The following is an 18,977-nucleotide window of genomic DNA, read 5'->3' on the forward strand; positions in this document are numbered from 1 at the left end:
CAGCAATTGCTTTTACAAAAAGATAACTACCGCTAACCTACCTAGGATGAACCTCATGCAACGCCGTACTCTTCTCGCCACCCTGGCCGCCGCTTCTGTCGCTCCTGGAATGTCTTGGGCCCAGGGCAAGCCGCTGCGCCTGGTCGTGCCCTTCCCGCCCGGTGGCGCCACCGACATCACCGCGCGCAGCCTGCAGGAGCCGCTCTCGCGCATCCTGCAGCAGCCGGTGGTGATCGACAACCGCGCCGGCGCGGGCGGCTCGATCGGCATGGCCGAAGTGGCGCGCGCGGCACCAGACGGCCTGACCTTTGGCGTGGCCACGCTGTCCACCCACGGCGTGAACCCGGCCGTGTTCGCCAAGCTGCCGTATGACCCGATCAAGGATTTCGTCGGCGTGACCGAGCTGGTGAAGGCCCCGGGCGTGGTCGTCATCAACCCCAAGGAGCTGCCGGTGAAGGACTTCGCCGAGCTGGTGAAGCACCTGAAGGCCAACCCGGGCAAGGTGTCTTATGCATCGCCCGGCAACGGCACCATCGGCCACATGTGGGGCGAGCTGTTCAAGAGCAGCACGGGCACGTCGATGGTGCACATTCCCTACCGTGGTGCCGGCCCGGCGCTGAACGACGTGCTGGCCGGCCAGGTGTCGGTGTACTTCGACCAGGTCGCGTCCTCGCTGCCCTATGTCAAGACCGGCAAGCTCAAGGCGCTGGCGGTGTCCTGGAGCGGCCGCCTCGACGTGCTGCCCGAGGTGCCGACCTACGCCGAGCTGGGCTACCCGGCCAACAACGATCCGTCCTGGTTTGGCCTGGTGGCCCCGGTGGGCACGCCCACGGCCGAGGTGCAGCGCATGCAGCAGGCGGTGGCCACGGCGCTGAAGGAGCCGGCCGTGCGCGAGCGCCTGGCGGCCCAGGGCCTGTACCCGTCCGGCAGCACGCCGGCAGCGTTCTCCAAGCAGGTGGTGAGCGAGATCGACAAGATGAAGAAGGTGGCCGCCTTCGCCCAGATCCGATTGGACTGACATGAAACACCCCCAGGCTACGCACTTCGTGTCTTCGCCAACCCCCTGCGAGGGGGCACATCCCGCGGCCCGGCGAAGCCGGTTCGGCGGATGTCCCGGCATGGCCTGCTCCGCGGCCATCTGTCCCTTTGCGCCTCATGCATTGCAGGCGCTGCGGGTGGCGCATAGCGCTATGGAGAACTGATGTGATGCCCATGCATGCAGCCTTGCAACTGATACACCGCCGCTACGAGCAGGCGCACCCCGGTGCGCCGGGCACGGGCGGCGCGGCGCCGCAGCCCATGCTCAGCAGCACCGCCGGCAGCACGCCGCTGGTGCTGGATTCACCGCACAGCGGCACCGCCTACCCGGCGGATTTCCGCTCGGTCTGCGACCTGGCCACGCTGCGCCGGGCCGAGGACACGCACGTGGAGAAGCTCTACGCCTTCGCGCCCGCGCTGGGCGTGGCCTGGGTCGAGGCGCACTTCCCGCGCAGCTACCTGGACGCCAACCGCGACACGCTGGAGCTGGACACCACGCTGCTCGACGGCCCCTGGCCCGAGCCGGTGGCGACCGACCCGCGCGTGCTGTCCAAGGTGCGGCTGGGCAAGGGCCTGATCTGGAAGTTCACCGACGAAGGCCTGCCGATCTACGACCGCCTGCTGGGCGTGGACGAGGTGCGCCAGCGCATCGCCCGCTGCTGGAAGCCCTACCACGCCGCCGTGGCCGCCGCCATCGACGCCGCCCACGCGCGGCACGGCTACAGCATTCACCTCAACTGCCACTCCATGCCGGCCGTGGCCGCCAGCCACGCCACCGACTTCCCGGGCCTGGTGCATGCCGACTTCGTGATTGGCGACCGCGACGGCAGCACCGCCGACCCGGCGCTGTCGCAGCAGATCTGCGCGCACCTGCGCGGGCTCGGCTACAGCGTGGACTACAACCATCCCTACAAGGGCGTGGAGCTGGTGCGCCGCTACGGCAAACCGGCAGAGCGGCGCCACAGCATCCAGGTGGAGATCAACCGCAAGCTCTACATGGACGAGCAGACGCTGGCGCCCAACGAGGCCGGCTTTGCACGGCTGCAGGCGGATCTGCGCTCGCTGGTGGAAATGCTGCTGGCGCTGACGCCATAAAAAACGATAGCGCCATGCCGGCGCCGCACCTGCACTTCAGGCACAAAAGCACCTGAAATGCAGGATACACGCCGGCTACCAGCTACTTTTTATATAGCACCGCTCAGCCGCCGATATCCCCGACCTTGTCGCTTGGGTAGCGGAAGCTGTCGCGCAGCATGGCCGGCAGCGGCAGCTCCAGCGTGATGCCCTTGGGCGGGATCGGCTTCTGGAACCAGCGGCTGTAGATCTCGTAGATCTCGTTGCTCTGGATCAGGCGGCGCATCTCTTGGTCGACCACGCGCTTGAACTCCGCATCGCCCTTGGGCAGCATGATGGCGTAGGGCTCGATGGTCATGGGCTTGCCGATGACCTTGAAGGCCGCCGGCTGCGCCGCGTTGGCGCGCAGGCCGTAGAGCAGCACGTCGTCCATGGCGAAGGCGTCGGCGCTGCCTTTTTCGACCATGGCAAAGGCCTCGGCGTGGTCGCGCGCCTCGATGATCTTCAGCTGCAGGCCCTGCTCGCGGTCGAGCCGGCGCAGGGTCTCGATGTTGGTGGTGCCGGCGGTGGAGACCACGGTGCGCCCGGCCAGGTCGCCGATCACGGCGATCGGCGCCTCGGCCTTGACCAGGAAGCGCGAGGCGGCAATGAAATGCGCGATGGTGAAATCCACCTGCTGGCGCCGCGCCGCCGTGTTGGTGGTGGAGCCGCACTCCATCGACGCTTTGCCTTCGACCACCGCCGGAATGCGCGAGGCCGAGGTCACCGCCAGGTAGCGCACATCCAGCGCGGGCAGCTTCAGCTCCTTGCGCACCGCCTCGGCCACCTTCTGGCACAGCTCCAGCGCGTAGCCGGCGGGGCGCTTGTCCTCGCCCACCACGTAAGAGAACGGCACCGAGGTGTCGCGGTGCGCGATCACGATCTGGCGGCTCTCGCGGATGCGGTCAAGCTGCCCGGCCGCAGCGCCGGCGCACAGCAAGGCCAGCACCAGCGCGCTGGCATGACGAAGAGGGGCGGAATTCATCGAGATCTCCCTAAGCAAGAAGCTGGCCTACTTGTAAGAAGATGCTACTCCTCTGCCGCGCGCCGGTCCATTGGGGTCCGCACGACGTATGAAACGCAAAAACACCAAAGGCCGCAGAGCAGGCTTTGCCGGGCCGCTGGATATGCCCCCCTGCAAGGGGGTGTGCTCAGCCCCTCAACCGGAAGTAATCCACCAGCACCAGCGAGGTACGCAGCCCGGCGGTGTGCGCCCACTCCTGGCTCATCTTCTCGCCCAGCTTGGCCAGGTCGCGGCGCAGCTCGAACTCCGGCAGCTCCAACGCCACCTGGTGCGCGGCCAGCTCGCGGCGGGCGGCATCGTCGGCCTGCTGCGCCAGCGCCCAGCCGCGCTGCTCGGCCTCGGCGGCATCGGCCAGCAGCGCCTGCTGCTGCGCCGGCGTCAGGCTGTCGTAGGCCTTGCGGCTGGCGCACACCATGTTCTTGGGCGTCCAGGCGTTGACGTCGTAGAACAGCTTCATGCCGCTCCAGGCCTTGCAGTCGACCGCCGTGACGCTGGAGGTCAGCATCACCTCGGCGCGCTTGTCGCGGATGGCGGCCTCAAGGTCGGCGGCGCTGATGTTGACCGGCCGGCCCTTGGCCAGCTCGGCGATGCGCTGCGTGGCCTCGTTGTTGACGCGGAAGCTGAGCCCGCCCAGGTCGGCCAGCCGCGTCAGCCGGCGCGCCGACAACAGCGCCTGCGGCGGCCAGGGCACGGCGTACAGCAGCTGTATGCCCTGCGCCGCCAGCGCGTCTTCCACCTCCTTGCGCGACACCTTCCACATCAGCCGGGCGTCGTCGTAGTTGCGCACGATGAAGGGCAGCGCATCGAAGTTGAGCACCGGGAACTGCTTGGCGTAGGCCGACATGTAGACCTCGCCCAGCTCGATGCTGCCCGTCTGCAGCGCCGGCAGGATGTCAGGCATCTTGGCCAGCGAGGCATTGGCATGGACCTCGACGCCGATGGCGCCGCCCGTGTGCCCGGCCCAGCGCTCGGCAAAGGCACGCAGGTTTTGCGTGTGGTAGATGCCGTCGGCATAGGCCGTGGCAAAGCGCCAGTTGCGCGCCGCCCGCGCGCCACCCGCCAGCCCGCAGGCCACCGCAGCACCCAGCACGGTGCGACGCGTGCCGCGCCAAGCCAGACCATCCCCGAAGGGCCCCGATACATGTTGCATTGCAGAGCCCTTCGTTTCGATCACATGCCGAGGTAAACGCGGCGGATGTCTGGGTTGTCGCGTACCTCTGCGGCGCTACCTGAGAGGATCACCCGGCCTGTCTGCAGCACGTAGGCGCGCTCGGCGATCTCCAGGCTTTCGGCCAGGCGCTGCTCGACCAGCAGCACGGTGACGCCGGCCTTGCGGATCGCCAGCACGGCGTCGAAGATCTCGTCGACCAGCTTGGGCATGATCCCTTGCGAGGGCTCGTCCAGCATCAAGAGGCGCGGGCGCGTCATCAAGGCGCGGCTGATGGCCAGCATCTGCTGCTCGCCGCCAGACAAGGTTTCAGCGCGCTGCGGCAAGCGCTCTTTCAGGCGCGGGAACAGCGTGAACACCATCTCCAGCGGCGCCTCGCGGTCGGCCTTCTTGCGGTGCATGTAGCTGCCCAGGCGCAGGTTGTCGGCCACCGACAGGCGCGGGAACAAGCGCTTGCTCTCGGGCACGAAGGCCAGGCCGCGCGCGGCGATCTGGTGGCCCGGCAGGGCTTCGATGCGCTCGCCGCCAAACGTCACCTGGCCGGAGCGCGGGCGCACCATGCCGACAATGGACTGCAGCAGCGTGGACTTGCCCGCGCCATTGGCGCCAGCGACGACCACGATCTCGCCCTCGTTCACGCCGATCGAGATGTCAGAGATGGCGACCAGCCCGGCATAGGCCGTGGTCAGGCCGGAGACTTCAAGCAGCATGGCGGCGCTCTCCCAGATAGGCGGAAATGACAGCGGGGTTGCGCACGACCTCGGCCGGCGTGCCTTCGGCCAGCACCTGGCCCAGGTTGAGCACCACGGCGCGGTCGACCAGGGGCATGACGACTTCCATCACGTGCTCGACCATCACCACCGTCACGCCGGCGTCGCGCACGCGGCGGATCAGCTCCACGCCCAGGCGCGCCTCGCTCGGCGTGAGGCCGGTCAGCACTTCATCCAGCAGCAAGAGCTTGGGCTGCGTGGCCAGCGCGCGCGCCACTTCCAGGCGGCGCTTCTCGGGCGGCGTGAGCTGGTGCGTGAGGGTGTTGGCCTGGCGCGCCAGGCCGGTGAAGTCCAGCATCTCCAGCGCCGCATGCCGCGCGGCTGCAGTGCCGGCGTGGCGCACGAAGCTGCCGATCATGACGTTCTCAACCACGCTCATGGAATCGAAGGAGCGCGGCACCTGGTAGGTGCGCGCAATGCCCAGCGCGCAGCGCTGGGTGGCCGGCAGCGCGGTGACGTCCTTGCCTTCGAACAGGATCTGCCCGGACGTGGGCGGCAGCGCGCCCGCGATCAGGTTGAAGAAGGTGGACTTGCCCGCGCCGTTCGGGCCGATCAGGCCCAGGATCTCGCCGCGCCGCACCTCGGTGTCGATGTTGGAATTGGCCACCAGGCCGCCAAAGCGGCGCGTGACCTGGCGCGCTTGCACCAGCAGTTCTGTGCTCATCGCGCGGCCTCCTTCTTGCGACTGAAGCGGCTGGGCAGCAGGCGGATCAGCCCTTCGGGCTTGAGCAGCGCCACCGCCATCACCAGGCCGCCGTAGATCATCAGGTCCAGGCCCGAGCCCGAGCCGCCCAGGTAGCTGCGAGAAAACTCGGTCAGCGGGATCAGGATCGCCGCGCCCAATATCGGCCCCCACAGCGTGCCGATACCGCCCAGCACCACCGGCAGCACGATCAGCAGCGAGAAGCGGAATTGCATCACGCTGTCGGGATCGACATAGGACACAAAGGCCGCGTAGAAGCCGCCGCCCACCGCCGTGAAGAAGGCCGATATGGCCGCCGCCGCCATCTTGGAGGGCAGCACGGTCACACCCAGGCTCTCGGCCGCGTCGGGGTTGTCCTTGACGGCGCGCCACCAGTAGCCCCAGCGCGAGTCCTCGATCAGCCAGCAGGCGAACCAGGTGACGGCCAGCAGGCCCAGCGCGAAGTAGACATAGGGCGTCTTGTCGCGGGCGAACTGCAGCGTGGCCCAGCTGTCGGGCCCGAATGGCCACTGGATGCCGGACGCCGCGCCCAGCCATTCCCAGTTGTGCGCCAGCAGCAGGCCCATCTCGGCGATGACGATGGTGGCAATCGAGAAGTAATGGCCCTTCAGGCGGAAGCAGCCGTAGCCCAGCACCAGCGCCAGCAGCGCGGCCAGGCCGCCGCCCACCAGCATGCCGAACCAGGGCAGCACGCCAAAGGCGACATAGAGCTTGCTGACCGCGTAGGCGCCCACGCCAAAGTACAGCGCATGGCCCAGCGATATCTGGCCGCAGTAGCCGCCCAGGATGTTCCAGGCCTGGGCCAGCGCGGCGTACAGCAGCGTCAGCACCAACACGTTGCGCAGGTAGGCGTTCTGCACCACCAGCGGCAGCAGCGCGATCAGCACAAACAGCAGCAGCGCGATCAGCAGTTGCCCGCGCCGGTGCACGCCAAAGCTGCGCACCGCATCATTCGCCGCAGACGGCGTGGCTGCCGGCGCGGAAGGGGAAGTCTGCATATCAATGCTCCACAGCGCCGGCTACCGCCCGCCGCGCATGAACGAAGAAAGGGACACAAGGCCGCGGAGCAGGCCATGCCAGGACATCCGCGGAACCGGCTCTGCCGGGCCGCCGGATGTGTCCCCTTGAGGGGGGAGGCGAAGACGCGAAGCGCGAAGCCTGGGGGTGTTTCATAGTTTCCCGAACAGGCCTTGCGGGCGCAGAAAGATGATGGCCAGATAGAGCGCGTAGATGCCCATGGACTTCATTGCCGGCGGCAGCACCACGGCGGTCACGGCTTCCACCAGGCCGACCACGATGCCGGCGGCAAAGGCGCCGAACACGCTGCCGAAACCGCCCAGCGCGACGGTGATGTAGGCAATGGTGGCAAAGGCCGCGCCCACCTGCGGGTGGATGTAATAGAAGGTCGAGAGCACCGCGCCGGCCACACCGACCAGCGCCGCGCCCAGGCCCCAGCCCAGTGCGAACACGCGGTTGCTGTCGATGCCCACCAGCGCCACCGCGCCCTTGTCCTCGCGCGTGGCCTCCAGCGCGCGGCCGAAGTCGGTGCGCTTCATCAGCAGGTAGAGCCCGCCGAAGGCGACCAGCGACACCACGGCGCCAAACACCTGCGGCCAGGGCAGGTAGACGCCGGCCAGCTCCAGCGTCTTGCCGCCCAGCAGGCCGTGGTCACCGATGTTGCGGTAGTCGGGCGAGAACAGGAACTGCGAAGCGCCCTGGATGAAGGTGGCCAGGCCGAAGGTGGCGAAGATCTGCACCATGCCGGCGTTGACCTTCACGCGCATGGCATGGCGCACCACGCCGCCATAGACGCCCGCGCCCAGCACGAACATCGCCGCTGCCACCAGCGGCAGGGCCAGCACCGGGTCGATGTGGAAGAAGACGAAGCACCCGAAGGTGGCGTACATGGCCAGCATCATGAATTCGCCATGGGCAAAGTTCACGACATCCATCAGGCCGAAGATGAGCGACAGGCCCACGGCGATCAGGCCGTAGATCAGTCCCATCAGCAGCCCGCTGGCCAGTACCTGCAGTAGCGCGGAGGCGGTCATGGTGTGCGGGTGGTCAGGCGTTCATCGGCCACACCAGCTTGGCGGTGGCAACGGCGAACGGGAAGACGGTGACAAAGCTGCCCTTCTTGAACTGGATCAGCACCGGGCTGGCGAAGGTGTTCTGGCCGGTGGCGTCGAACTTCACGCGCGACCAGGGCATGATGGTTTTTTCGCCCGGGATGTCGGTGGCCACCAAGGCATCGCGCACCTTGGTGCCGTCGGTCGAGCCGGCGCGGTCGATGGCGTCGGCCAGCACCATCAGGGCGCTGAACTGGCGCGAGGTCTGGTCGTTCAGGTCGCGGCCGGCCTTGGCCTTGAAGGCCGCATTGACGGCCTTGGCCGAAGGCCGCTTGTCGCCCATGTCGACCGAGAAGCTGGCGCGCGAGATCATGCCTTCGAGCTTGTCGCCCACGGCGTCGAGCGCGGGCTTCTCCACGAAGCCGGCGGCCTGCGCCATGATGTTGTGCGGCTTGTAGCCCAGCGAGGCCATGGTGTTGGTCAGCAGGATCGCATCGGTGGTGTAGCTCGATGGCATCAGCACGTCGGGGTTGGCGTTCTTGATCTGCTGCACCTCGGCCGTGAGCGAAGGCGAGTTGTTGCGGTACTTGATGTCGCAGGCGATCTTGTAGCCGCGATCGGTGGCCAGCTTGCGCTGCACGCTGGACGAATCAGCGCCAAAGATGGTGTCTTCGTAGAACAGGCCGACGCTGCCGATCTTCTGGCCCTTGGCCTTGAGCGCATCCATGAAGTCGAACATGGCCTCGGAGAACATCTCGTCGTGCGCCGCCGTGCGGAAGAAGAACTTCAGGTTGCGCCGGTTCAGGCTGGGCGAGGACGAATCCGCGCAGACAAAAGGCACGCCGTAGCGTTCGCAGGTGGCGCTGACCGTGGTCGAGACCGACGAGTGGTAGCAGCCCACGATGGCGCAGACGCCTTCTTGCGTGATCAGGCGCTCGGCCTCGGCGCGGCCCTTCTGCGGGTCGGCCTGGTGGTCGGCATAGACCACGCGCACCTTGGCGCCGCCCAGGCCGGCCAAGCCAGCGTTCTTGGCCGTTGGCAGGTCCAGCGGGCTGGCGTTGTTGATGATGTCCAGCGCGGTCTCGAAGGCCTGCTTGGCGTCGATACCCACCTGCGCGCTCGAACCGGTCAGCGGGTAGATCGCGCCGATCACGACTTCCTTGCCCTGTGCCAGGGCTTGCGTCCATGCGCCTTGCAACGCGATCGTGGCACTGGCACCAAGAAGAACCTGTCTACGTTTCATGGGAAATCTCCGGAAGGGTTGAGGGAGGGAAAATTCACAGCACCGCGAGGTGGCTGTTGCGCACGTCGGTGACCAGCATGTGGCCGGGCTTGTGGGTGATGGCAAACGGTGGCCGCGCCGAGCGGATGGCCTGCTGCGGCGTGACGCCGCAGGCCCAGAACACCGGGATCTCGCCCGGGCGGATCTCGGCGCGCTCGCCGTAGTCAGGGCTGTCGATGTCGGCAATGCCGATCTGCGCGGGGTCGCCCAGGTGCACCGGCGCGCCGTGCACCCCGGGGAAACGCGAAGTGATCTGCACCGCGCGGATCGCCTGCGCCGCAGTCATGGGCCGCATGCTGACCACGCCGTTGCCGCCAAAGCGCCCGGCGGGCCGGTTGGCGTTGCTGGTGTTGTACATGGGCACGGTGCTGCCCTGCTCGATGTGGCGCACCGGCAGGCCGCCTTCCATCAACGCCTCTTCGAACGACAGCGAGCAGCCGATCACAAAGCCCACCAGGTCGTCGCGCCAGAGTGCGCGCAGATCTGCCACTTCTTCCACCAGCTCGCCATCGCGGAACACGCAGTAGCCCGGGACGTCGGTGCGCAGGTCTATGCCTTCGCCTAGTTCAGGCACCGAGGGGTCGCCCACCTCGGTCACACCGATCACCGGGCAGGGCTTGGGATTGAGCCGGCAGAAACGCAGGAACTCCTCCGCATAGTCACGCGGCAGGATGGCCAGGTTGCCTTGGGTGTAACCCGGGCACTGGCCGGCGGTCTGGGAGGTGAACTGCCCCGTACGAACCCTGTTGCGAAATTCTGCAGGTTGAAGGACTGTCATGGCGGCGCCTCAGATGAGCAAGGAATTTGCTTACTGTAGGAATGCATACCCCTCCCCGTCCATCGAAGAATTGTCGGGGCCACTGTTCAGAAGTTCTGAACAGATAACGCACAACTATCGGTCACGATCCACCAAAGCGGAGCGTGCCATGCACCAATTAGAGACCCCGCCGACATGAATACCCGCTTCGTTGAGACCTTCGTCCTGCTCGCGCGCATAGGCAGCGTGCGCCGCGTGGCGGAGGTGATGCACGCAACGCCTGGAGCCATCTCCATGCGGCTGCGCACTTTGGAAGAGGAGCTGGGTGTACCGCTATTCAATTACGACCGCAAGAGCATGAGCCTGACCGAGGACGGCGCGCGGCTGGTCCAGTATGCAGAGGCGGTGCTGGAGACCACGCGCAAGATGGAGCGCGCCGCGCGCAGCAATGGCGAGATCGGCGGGCGCATCCGCGTGGGCATCATGGAAACCGTGGTGCACACCTGCCTGCCGGACCTGATGAAGCTGATGCGCTCGGCCCTGCCCTCGGTCGAGGTGGACCTGCAGGTGGACCTGACCATGCACCTGGCCGAGCAACTGATGGCCGGCCACCTGGACCTGGTGCTGCGCGTGGCCAGCAACGAGCACCCGGCCCATGTCACGGTGCAGGACATGATGGTGCTGCCGGTGCACTGGATTGCCCGGCGCGGGCTGCTGCCCAAGCGCGACCTGCTGCCCAATGTGCTGCAGCAGCAGTTGCTGACGCAGGTGCGCGGCACCCAGCCCTACCTCGACGCCATGAACCATATCCAGCAACTGGCCAGCAAGCAGGGCGTGGCCTTCAGCGACCTGCGGGTATCGGGCTCGCCCTCGATTGCCGCGCTGCTGGCGCTGGTGCGCGAAGGCATAGGCGTGGCCCTGGTGCCCGGCCTGTTCGTCAAGGACCAGATCGAGCGCGGCGACCTGGTGGAGCTGGCGCTGCCACCGCCACCGCCCTTCAGGATGGCCATGTGGCACACCTGGAACGCCAGCCCCGCAGTACTGCGCACGGCCGAGGTGTTCCGGCGCGCCTGTCACCACTACTGCCAGCGCCACGATACGCGCTGGGTATCGCTGATAGGGGACTAACCCCCAGGCTACGCACTTCGTGTCTTCGCCAACCCCCTTGCAGGGGGCACATCCTGCGGCCCGGCAAAGCCGGTTCCGCGGATGTCTTGGTAGGGGACAAGATCGCCCGGAGGTTGGGGCTGCTGTTCAATATTTCTGAATGGGTTGCCGCAAAAGTTCTCGTTTGGCAGCGCGGGCGGCGCTTTCTACACTGCGGCCATCATCCCTCTGCGCATCCCCATCGTGTTCAACAGAATCCTGATCGCCAACCGCGGAGAGATTGCCTGCCGCGTCATCCGCGCCTGCCAGCAACTCGGCATCCAGACCATTGCCGTTCACTCCGAGGCCGACGCCCACGCGCTGCATGTGGCGCTGGCCGATGTGGCCGTGCCCATCGGGCCCTCCCCCGCCGCGCAAAGCTACCTCGATACGGCCAAGGTGTTGCAGGCGGCGCGCGAACACGGCGCCAATGCGATCCATCCCGGCTACGGCTTTCTGTCAGAGAACGCGGGCTTTGCCCAGGCGGTGCGCGACGCCGGCATGGCCTGGATCGGGCCCGATCCGCAGACCATCACCGCCATGGGCGACAAGGCGCGCGCACGCCAGCTGGCGGTGGACAGCGGCGTGCCGGTGCTGCCCGGCAGCGACCGGCTGCGCCCGGGCGAGCCCGCCGCCTGGGCCGCTGCGGCAGAACAGGTCGGCTACCCGCTGCTGGTGAAGGCCGTGGGCGGCGGTGGCGGCATTGGCATGAAGCGCGTGGACAGCGCAGAAGCACTGCAGGCCACCATTGAATCCGCCCAGGCGCTGGCGCAAAAGGCCTTCAGCCAGCCCGAGGTCTACCTGGAGCGCTACGTGGCGCGTGCGCGCCATATCGAGATCCAGGTGTTTGGCTACGGCAACGGCGAGGCGGTGCATTTGTTCGAGCGCGAATGCTCGGTGCAGCGGCGCTTCCAGAAGATCATCGAGGAAACCCCGGCACCGCACCTGCCCGAGAGCGTGCGCGCCGCCATGGCCGAGGCCGCCGTGGCGCTGGCCCGGCACCAGCGCTATGCCGGCGCCGGCACGGTGGAATTCATCGTCGACGCGCAAACGCACGCCTTCTTCTTCCTGGAGATGAACACCCGCATCCAGGTCGAGCACGCAGTGACCGAATCGGTTACCGGCTGGGACCTGGTGCAGGCGCAGATCCAGTTGGCTGCAGGCGTGCTGGCGCCGGTGGCGCAGGCCAGCATCCGCAGCAGCGGCGCGGCCATCGAGTGCCGCCTGTATGCAGAGAACCCGCTGAAGCATTTCATGCCCTCGCCCGGCACCCTGACACGGTTGCGCTTGCCTGCGGCCAGCGCGCAACTGCGGGTGGATTGCGGCGTGCGTGAAGGCGATGCGGTCACGCCCTTCTACGACCCGATGATTGCCAAGCTGATCGCCCACGGACCAGACCGGGCCGCCGCCATCGCCACGCTGCAACAGGCGCTGCACACGCTGGAGATCGACGGCATTCGCCACAACGCGGTGTTTTTGCAAGCCGTGCTGGCGCATCCCGACTTTGCGGCCGGCACGGTGGACACCGGCTTTGTCGACCGCGAACGCGCCGCGCTGCTGCAGGCCATGGCCGAGCCAAAGGCTGTCGCCCCATGAGCCTTCCCTTGATCACGCCGCTGGGCGATGAGGCGCTGCGCATCGTGCTGGGTGACACGCTGGACCCGGCCATCAACCAACGCGTCTGCGCGCTGGCCGAGCGCATCAACACCGCGGCCTTGGCCGGCGTAACCGATGTGCTGCCGGCCTTTGCCAGCGTGGGCGTGTACTACCGCGCCCCGGCCGTGCAACGCGCCGTGGGCGAAACCCCTTTTGCCGCGCTGTCGCGCCAGTTGCAGCCGCTGCTGCCGGACACCGCCTTGGCCGCGCAGGCGGCGCCGCGCACGGTGGACATCCCCGTCTGCTACGGCGGCGAGCACGGCCCCGACCTGGCCGAGGCCGCCGCCGCCTGCGGCCTGACGGTGGAAGAACTGCTGTCCCTGCACCAGCAGCCGCAAGAGGCGCAGCAGGTCTACATGATCGGCTTCGCGCCCGGGCACCCCTACATCGGCCAGCTCGACGCGCGCATTGCCCTGCCACGCCGCGCCACGCCGCGCACCCTGGTGCCGGCGGGCTCGGTCGCCATTGCCAACCGGCAGACCGTCATCTACTCGCTGGCCGCACCTGGCGGCTGGAGCCTGATCGGGCGCACGCCGCTGGCGCTGTTCGACGGCGGCCGCATCGATCCCTGCCTGCTGCGCCCGGGCGACCGGGTGCGCTTTGTGCCCATCGATGCCACGGCCTTTGCCGCCTGGCCCGCCGCCGGCACGGAGGCCGCATGAGCACACTGGAAGTCGTCAAACCCGGGCTGCTCAGCAGCTTCCAGGACCTGGGCCGCACCGGCCTGCAATCACTCGGCGTGCCGGTCTGTGGTGCCATGGATGCCTTGTCGCACCGGCTGGCCAACCTGCTGGTGGGCAATGATGAGAACCAGGCCACGCTGGAGATCACCCTGATGGGCCCCACGCTGCGCTTTGGCCGCGACAGCGTGCTGGCGCTGGCCGGCGCCGACCTGAGCGCCACGCTGCAACTGCCCGGGGCCGACCCGGCCGCGCCCGGCACGCCGCTGCCCTTGCTGCAAGCCATCCAGGTGCCGGCCGGCGCCCTGCTGCAGTTCGGGCGCCGGCGCAACGGCCTGCGCGCCTACCTGGCGCTGGCAGGCGGCTTTGGCCTGACGCCGGTGATGGGCAGTTGCAGCACTTACCTGCGCGGCAGCCTGGGCGGCTGGCAAGGGCGCGCACTGCGCAAGGGTGATCTGCTGCCGCTGCCCGCCAGCGCACCCACGCCGGGTGCGGCCTCGGCCGAGGCCGTGGCAGCGCAACTGCAGGCCGTGACCGGCGCGGCCGCAGGCGCACCGATCCGCATCATTGAAGGCCCGGAATGGGCGCAGTTCACCACGCAAGCGCAGCAGGATTTCCTGGCCACGCCCTACCGCGTCGGCGCGCAATCCGATCGCATGGGCTACCGGCTCGAAGGCGCCGTGCTGCCGCGCCACGTGAAGCGCGACATGCTGTCCGAGGCGGTGGCCTTTGGCACGGTGCAGGTGCCGCCCGACGGCCAGCCCATCGTGCTGATGGCCGACCGCCAGACCAGCGGCGGCTACCCCCGCATCGCCCAAGTGGCCAGCGTGGATTTGCCACGCCTGGCGCAGGTCATGCCGGGTGAATCGCTGCACTTCGAACGCATCCCATTGGAGCGGGCCCAGGTCTTGCTCTTGCAACGCCAGGACATCCTCATGGCACTTTCTTCATCCACACGCCGCACGGAGCCCGCATGCAAATCGACCTGAACAGCGACATGGGCGAGAGCTTTGGCGCCTGGCGCATGGGCGACGACCTGGCGCTGCTGGAGCACGTGAGCTCGGCCAACATCGCCTGCGGCTTTCACGCCGGCGACCCGGCCACCATGGCGCAAACCGTGCGCGCCGCAGCCGAGCGCGGCGTGGCCATAGGCGCGCACCCCAGCCTGCCCGACCTGCAGGGCTTTGGCCGGCGCAGCATGCAGGTGTCCGAGGCCGAGGCCTATGGCTTCACCGTCTACCAGGTCGGGGCGCTGCAGGCCTTTGCCACGGCCGCCGGCACGCGGCTGCGCCACGTCAAGGCGCACGGCGCGCTCTACAACATGGCCGCGCGCGACGCCAAGCTGTCTGGCGCGCTGTGCCGCGCGGTGCGCGACGTGGATGCATCGCTGGTGGTGTTCGCGCTGGCCGGCAGCGTCATGGTGGAGGTGGCGCGCGACCTGGGCCTGCGCGTGGCAGAAGAAGTGTTTGCCGACCGCAGCTACCAGGACGACGGCTCACTCACGCCGCGCAGCCACCCGCAGGCCATGATCACCGACCTGGACCAGTCCATCGCCCAGGTGCAGCGCATGCTGCGCGAGGGCTTTGTGCGCTCGCTCAATGGGCACGACGTGTCGATCAAGCCCGACACCATCTGCCTGCATGGCGACCAGCCCGGCGCTGCCACCTTTGCACGCGCCCTGCGCGCCCGCCTAGTTGATGACGGCGTGACCATCCGCGCCCCCGGCAACCCCTGAATCCCATCTCCCCTGAAAGACAAACATGCCCGACTACGAACTGCGCTCCGAGGTGACCGGCTCGGTCTGGAAGGTGCTGGTACAGCCCGGCGCCAAGGTGGCCGCCGAAGAACCGCTGGTGGTGGTGGAGTCCATGAAGATGGAGATCCCGCTGCTCGCGCCCGCCGCGGGCGAGGTCTTCTCGCTGCTGGTGGAAGAAGGCGAGCAGGTCGAGGAAGACCAGTTGCTGGTGGTCCTGCGCTGTCCTGGTTGAGGTCAGCCCCATGCGCATGACCCTGTCGCGCCGGCTGGCGCTGAGCTTTGGATTGGTCTTGTTGCTGCTGCTGAGCCTGACCGGCCTGGCGCTGCTGCGCATCGAGATGCTGAACACCACCCTGCTCGATATCGCCGACACCGGCGCGCAGCGCAGCCGCGCCATACGCGACATGGGGCGCCATGCCAACGTCTTTGGCACCGCCGTGCGCAGCCTGAGCGCCGCCGGCTCCGACCAGCTCACGCCCTTGTACGAGAAGGCCGGCCAGGCCGTGCAGGCCTACGCAGCCGCCAGCCAGCAAGCACGGCAGTACGCGCCCGCAGCCGATGCCCAACCCTTGCTGGACAAGGCCGCGCAAGCAGCGGCCAGCGCCACCGAGCTCCTCACCACCAGCCGCAAAGACGCCGAAGGCCGTGGCGATGCCGCAGCCGCCTTCGAGATGCGCACCCACATCTCATCCGAATGGGACGCCTGGAACCAGCGCCTGGCGCTCTGGTCTGATGCCCTGGACGCTCTCAGCGCCTGGAGCGACGCCAGCAGCCATGCCGCGTCAGAGCAGGCCACTGCCGGCGCGGCGTCGGCACGCATGGTGCTGATCGGCGGGGCAGTAGGCGCACTCTTTCTGTCGGGCCTGCTGGGCCTGTGGATCACGCGCGACATCGGCCGTGGCCTGCGCGCCGCGCTCGAGGCCACGCGCCGCATGGCCGCGCATGACCTCTCCTGCCCCGTGCATTCCCAGCGCCACGACGAGATCGGCCACCTGCTCGGCGCCCTCGAAGACATGCGCCAGCGCATGCACGCGCTGGCTGCCGGTGTGCGGCAATCCTGCTCGTCCATCCACCAGGCCAGCAGCGAGATCGCCGAGGGCAGCCAGGACCTGAGCGCACGCACCGAGCAGGCCGCCACCACGCTGCAGGCCACGCTCGCCGCCATGCAGACCTTCAGCGATGCCGTGGGCCAGACCAGCAGCGCCGCACGCGAGGCCGATGCGCTGGCACACAGCGCCAGCGCCACCGCCGCCGAAGGCGGCCGCACCGTGGCCCAGGCCGTGTCGTCGATGGGTGCTGTCGATCAATCGTCGCGCAAGATCTCGGACATCACCGCCATCATCGAAGGCATCGCCTTCCAGACCAACATCCTGGCGCTCAACGCCGCAGTAGAGGCTGCGCGTGCCGGCGAACAAGGCCGCGGCTTTGCCGTGGTGGCCAGCGAAGTGCGCAGCCTGTCGCAGCGCAGCAGCCAGGCCGCGCAAGAGATCAAGGCCTTGATCGAGGACTCGCTGAGCAAGGTCGCCCTCAGCTCGCGGCAGGTGCACCAGGCAGGCAACGCGACCACGCAACTGGTGGCGGCGGTCGAGCAGGTGTCGCAGATCATCAGCACCATCTCGCGCCAGGCAGACGCGCAGCAGAGCAGCATTGCGCACACCAAGAGCGCGGTAGACCAGCTCGATGCCGTGTCACAGCAAAACGCCGCCCTGGCCGAAGAATCCGCCGCCGCCGCCAGCTCGCTGGCCCAGCACGCCGCACGCCTGGACCAACTGGCCCGCAGCTACCGGCTCGACGCCCCGGCAGTGGAGGCACCCACGGCGCCCGTTGCGGCAGCGGGGATGCGGCTGATAGCGGCCTGAAGGCTGCCGCTTCTGGCCCCGGTGACAACTATTAAATAGATAGCATAAAGCCCAGGCAGGACCTGGGCTTTAGCCACTTTTCTTTCAAAACTCAATTCCACGCCCCCAAAGGGCGTGGAAGCAGCCGGCTTACTTGGCGAACAGCGAATCCATGTTGGCAAAGGCCTTGATCTCGACCGCGTTGCCCGAGGGATCGCGGAAGAACATGGTGGCCTGCTCGCCCACCTCGCCCTTGAAGCGGATGTAGGGCTCGATCACGAAATCGGTGCCCACGGCCTTGAGCTTGGCGGCGATGTCTTCCCACGCGGCCATGGACAGCACCACGCCGAAGTGGCGCACCGGCACGCCGTGGCCGTCCACCGCGCTGACCTGGCTGTGGCTGCATTCATCGGGTGCCAGGTGGGCCACGATCTGGTGGCCGTAGAAGTTGAAGTCGATCCAGTCCGGCGAGCTGCGGCCCTCCGGGCAGCCCAGCAGTTCACCGTAGAAGCTGCGGGCGGCAGCCAGGTCATGAACCGGGAAAGCCAGGTGGAACGGAGGCATGGCGGGGATCGAAGGCAGGGTGGCGGACATGGTCGTGGGTGTCTGTGACAGGTGGGGTTGAATGGCTTCCAGAAGTCTAGTGAGACGAACCCATTTTGATAAACGATATATTTTTGTCTTTCCCAGCAATAAATTCGATGGATTGAGCATGCTGAAAGAGCTTCGCACCTTCCTCGCCGTGGCACGCCATGGCACCTTCTCGCGTACGGCAGACCAGATCGGGCTGACCCAGTCGGCCGTCAGCGCGCAGATCCAGCGGCTGGAAGAATCGCTGGGCTTCGCGCTGTTTGACCGCCAGGGCCGCTCGGCCACGCTCAACGCTGCGGGGCGCGAGACGCTGGCGCGCGCAGAGCAACTGGTGGCGCTGTTCGAGCAACTGCACCAGCAGCCCGGCGGCGAGGACTTCTCGGTGCCGCTGCGCGTGGGCGCCATCGCCTCGGTGCAGGCGGCCGGCCTGCCGGATGCGCTGGTGGAACTGCGGCGCGGCTTCCCGCAGGTACGCCTGCGCATCGTGCCGGGCGTGTCGCTGGCGCTGCTGGGCCAGGTGGACGCGGGCGAGCTGGACGCGGCGGTGATGATCCGCCCGCCCTTTGCGCTGCCACCCGAGCTGGTGTGGCAGCCGCTGTGGGACGAGCCCTTTGTGCTGGTGGTGCCGGCCCAGGTCAAGGGCCGCGACTGGCGGCGCATCCTGGGCAGCGAGCCCTTCCTGCGCTACGACCGCGCATCGTTTGGCGGACGGCGCGTGGCGCAGTTTCTGCAAGCCCAGGCCATCGACGTGCAAGACGCGGTAGAGATGGACGAGCTGGGCGGCATCGTGCAGCTGGTAGCCAACGGCCTGGGCGTGGCCCTGCTGCCGCGCAGCCGGCCCTACTTCCCGCTGCCAGCGGGCGTGCGCGCCATCAGCCTGGGCGAGGCAGAGTTCCGGCGCGAGATCGGCATGGTCGAGCGCGTAAGGCACGGCCAGGCTGCCATCGTGCAGGGCTTGCTCCAGGCGCTGCGCAAATCGAAATGACCACCACCAGGCTTCGCGCACTGCGTATCGCTGCGCCAGCCCCTGAGACCCATCCCTTTCAAGGTCTTTGAGATATCTCTTGGCGGCTTGCCTTGCGGGCGGCGGGTGCCGGGAGTTCGCCCCGGCGGGCGAGTAACTTTCTTTCGCGTCGCCGAAAGAAAGTCACCAAAGAAAGGGCGACCCCACTGTGGCGGTCCGGCTTTGCCGGACTGCTTTGCGGTGCTCGGAATCGGCAGGCGGCTGCGGAACTCGCTGCGCTCAAACAGTCCTCGCCGTCCCTTCGCTTCGCTGCGGGCAACCTGACGATTCCTGCGCTCCTCAACGCCACAGAGGGGACCCCGGGACTGCCAGTCGGGCCGTCGCTGCGCTCGGCCTTTTTGCTAGTGTCGCGTCAAGCGTGA

The 18,977-nt window shown here is 67.8% G+C and carries 19 protein-coding genes; 10 read left to right on the forward strand and 9 right to left on the reverse strand.

What is annotated here, in order from left to right; all coding sequences use genetic code 11:
- The first annotated feature begins 55 nt into the window (after nt 1-55).
- Nucleotides 56-1,018: a tripartite tricarboxylate transporter substrate binding protein BugE gene (locus AAFF27_25545; GenBank protein XAH23302.1), complete on the forward strand. Its 963-nt coding sequence runs from the start codon at nt 56-58 to the stop codon at nt 1,016-1,018.
- A gap of 194 nt (nt 1,019-1,212) precedes the next feature.
- On the forward strand, nt 1,213-2,133 hold the full coding sequence (locus AAFF27_25550) for an N-formylglutamate amidohydrolase (protein XAH23303.1): 921 nt from the start codon (nt 1,213-1,215) through the stop codon (nt 2,131-2,133).
- 103 nt (nt 2,134-2,236) lie between these two features.
- Here AAFF27_25550 and AAFF27_25555 read toward each other — a convergent pair whose 3' ends face one another.
- The 8 genes from AAFF27_25555 to AAFF27_25590 form a co-directional block, all read right to left on the reverse strand.
- Nucleotides 2,237-3,136, reverse strand: a complete 900-nt coding sequence (locus tag AAFF27_25555; GenBank protein ID XAH23304.1) for an amino acid ABC transporter substrate-binding protein — start codon at nt 3,134-3,136, stop codon at nt 2,237-2,239.
- A 166-nt stretch (nt 3,137-3,302) separates the two neighbouring features.
- Nucleotides 3,303-4,325 (reverse strand): TRAP transporter substrate-binding protein DctP, encoded by a 1,023-nt coding sequence (dctP, locus tag AAFF27_25560; GenBank protein ID XAH23305.1) that lies wholly within the window; start codon nt 4,323-4,325, stop codon nt 3,303-3,305.
- 20 nt (nt 4,326-4,345) lie between these two features.
- On the reverse strand, nt 4,346-5,053 hold the full coding sequence (locus tag AAFF27_25565) for an ABC transporter ATP-binding protein (protein ID XAH23306.1): 708 nt from the start codon (nt 5,051-5,053) through the stop codon (nt 4,346-4,348).
- Nucleotides 5,043-5,777: an ABC transporter ATP-binding protein gene (locus AAFF27_25570; GenBank protein XAH23307.1), complete on the reverse strand. Its 735-nt coding sequence runs from the start codon at nt 5,775-5,777 to the stop codon at nt 5,043-5,045. Before AAFF27_25570 ends, AAFF27_25565 begins: the two co-directional genes overlap by 11 nt.
- Nucleotides 5,774-6,814 carry a branched-chain amino acid ABC transporter permease gene (locus AAFF27_25575; GenBank protein ID XAH23308.1) on the reverse strand — a complete coding sequence of 347 codons (1,041 nt, stop codon included), beginning with the start codon at nt 6,812-6,814 and terminating at the stop codon, nt 5,774-5,776. Before AAFF27_25575 ends, AAFF27_25570 begins: the two co-directional genes overlap by 4 nt.
- Before the next feature lie 171 nt (nt 6,815-6,985).
- Nucleotides 6,986-7,867, reverse strand: coding sequence for a branched-chain amino acid ABC transporter permease (locus AAFF27_25580; protein ID XAH23309.1), 882 nt, complete (start codon nt 7,865-7,867; stop codon nt 6,986-6,988).
- A 13-nt stretch (nt 7,868-7,880) separates the two neighbouring features.
- Nucleotides 7,881-9,128: an ABC transporter substrate-binding protein gene (locus tag AAFF27_25585; GenBank protein ID XAH23310.1), complete on the reverse strand. Its 1,248-nt coding sequence runs from the start codon at nt 9,126-9,128 to the stop codon at nt 7,881-7,883.
- Nucleotides 9,129-9,162: 34 nt separating this feature from the next.
- The gene (locus AAFF27_25590; protein XAH23311.1) at nt 9,163-9,945 is read right to left on the reverse strand and encodes a putative hydro-lyase; all 783 of its coding nucleotides are present in this window, start codon (nt 9,943-9,945) and stop codon (nt 9,163-9,165) included.
- 174 nt (nt 9,946-10,119) lie between these two features.
- Between AAFF27_25590 and AAFF27_25595 the strand changes: the two genes are divergently transcribed.
- The 7 genes from AAFF27_25595 (at nt 10,120) to AAFF27_25625 (ending at nt 17,021) form a co-directional block, all read left to right on the forward strand.
- Entirely contained in the window at nt 10,120-11,052 is a 933-nt protein-coding gene (locus AAFF27_25595; GenBank protein ID XAH23312.1) for a LysR family transcriptional regulator, read from the forward strand.
- A gap of 222 nt (nt 11,053-11,274) precedes the next feature.
- Nucleotides 11,275-12,666 carry a biotin carboxylase N-terminal domain-containing protein gene (locus AAFF27_25600; GenBank protein XAH23313.1) on the forward strand — a complete coding sequence of 464 codons (1,392 nt, stop codon included), beginning with the start codon at nt 11,275-11,277 and terminating at the stop codon, nt 12,664-12,666.
- A complete protein-coding gene (gene pxpB, locus AAFF27_25605; GenBank protein ID XAH23314.1) occupies nt 12,663-13,388 on the forward strand; it encodes a 5-oxoprolinase subunit PxpB in 726 nt (241 codons plus the stop codon). The genes AAFF27_25600 and pxpB overlap by 4 nt, the downstream gene beginning before the upstream one ends.
- The gene (locus tag AAFF27_25610) at nt 13,385-14,395 is read left to right on the forward strand and encodes a biotin-dependent carboxyltransferase family protein (protein XAH23315.1); all 1,011 of its coding nucleotides are present in this window, start codon (nt 13,385-13,387) and stop codon (nt 14,393-14,395) included. Before pxpB ends, AAFF27_25610 begins: the two co-directional genes overlap by 4 nt.
- A complete protein-coding gene (locus AAFF27_25615; GenBank protein ID XAH23316.1) occupies nt 14,380-15,141 on the forward strand; it encodes a 5-oxoprolinase subunit PxpA in 762 nt (253 codons plus the stop codon). The genes AAFF27_25610 and AAFF27_25615 overlap by 16 nt, the downstream gene beginning before the upstream one ends.
- Before the next feature lie 25 nt (nt 15,142-15,166).
- A complete protein-coding gene (locus AAFF27_25620; protein XAH23317.1) occupies nt 15,167-15,394 on the forward strand; it encodes an acetyl-CoA carboxylase biotin carboxyl carrier protein subunit in 228 nt (75 codons plus the stop codon).
- A 10-nt stretch (nt 15,395-15,404) separates the two neighbouring features.
- A complete protein-coding gene (locus tag AAFF27_25625) occupies nt 15,405-17,021 on the forward strand; it encodes a methyl-accepting chemotaxis protein (GenBank protein ID XAH23318.1) in 1,617 nt (538 codons plus the stop codon).
- A 129-nt stretch (nt 17,022-17,150) separates the two neighbouring features.
- Here the strand turns inward: AAFF27_25625 and AAFF27_25630 are convergent, their stop codons facing one another.
- Nucleotides 17,151-17,594 carry a VOC family protein gene (locus AAFF27_25630; protein ID XAH23319.1) on the reverse strand — a complete coding sequence of 148 codons (444 nt, stop codon included), beginning with the start codon at nt 17,592-17,594 and terminating at the stop codon, nt 17,151-17,153.
- Between the two features lie 118 nt (nt 17,595-17,712).
- Here AAFF27_25630 and AAFF27_25635 point away from each other — a divergent pair, with 118 nt between their 5' ends.
- Nucleotides 17,713-18,576 (forward strand): LysR family transcriptional regulator, encoded by an 864-nt coding sequence (locus AAFF27_25635; protein ID XAH23320.1) that lies wholly within the window; start codon nt 17,713-17,715, stop codon nt 18,574-18,576.
- The last annotated feature ends 401 nt before the right edge of the window (nt 18,577-18,977 follow it).

This window comes from Xylophilus sp. GW821-FHT01B05, assembly GCA_038961845.1.
Taxonomy (GTDB): Bacteria; Pseudomonadota; Gammaproteobacteria; order Burkholderiales; family Burkholderiaceae_C; genus Xylophilus.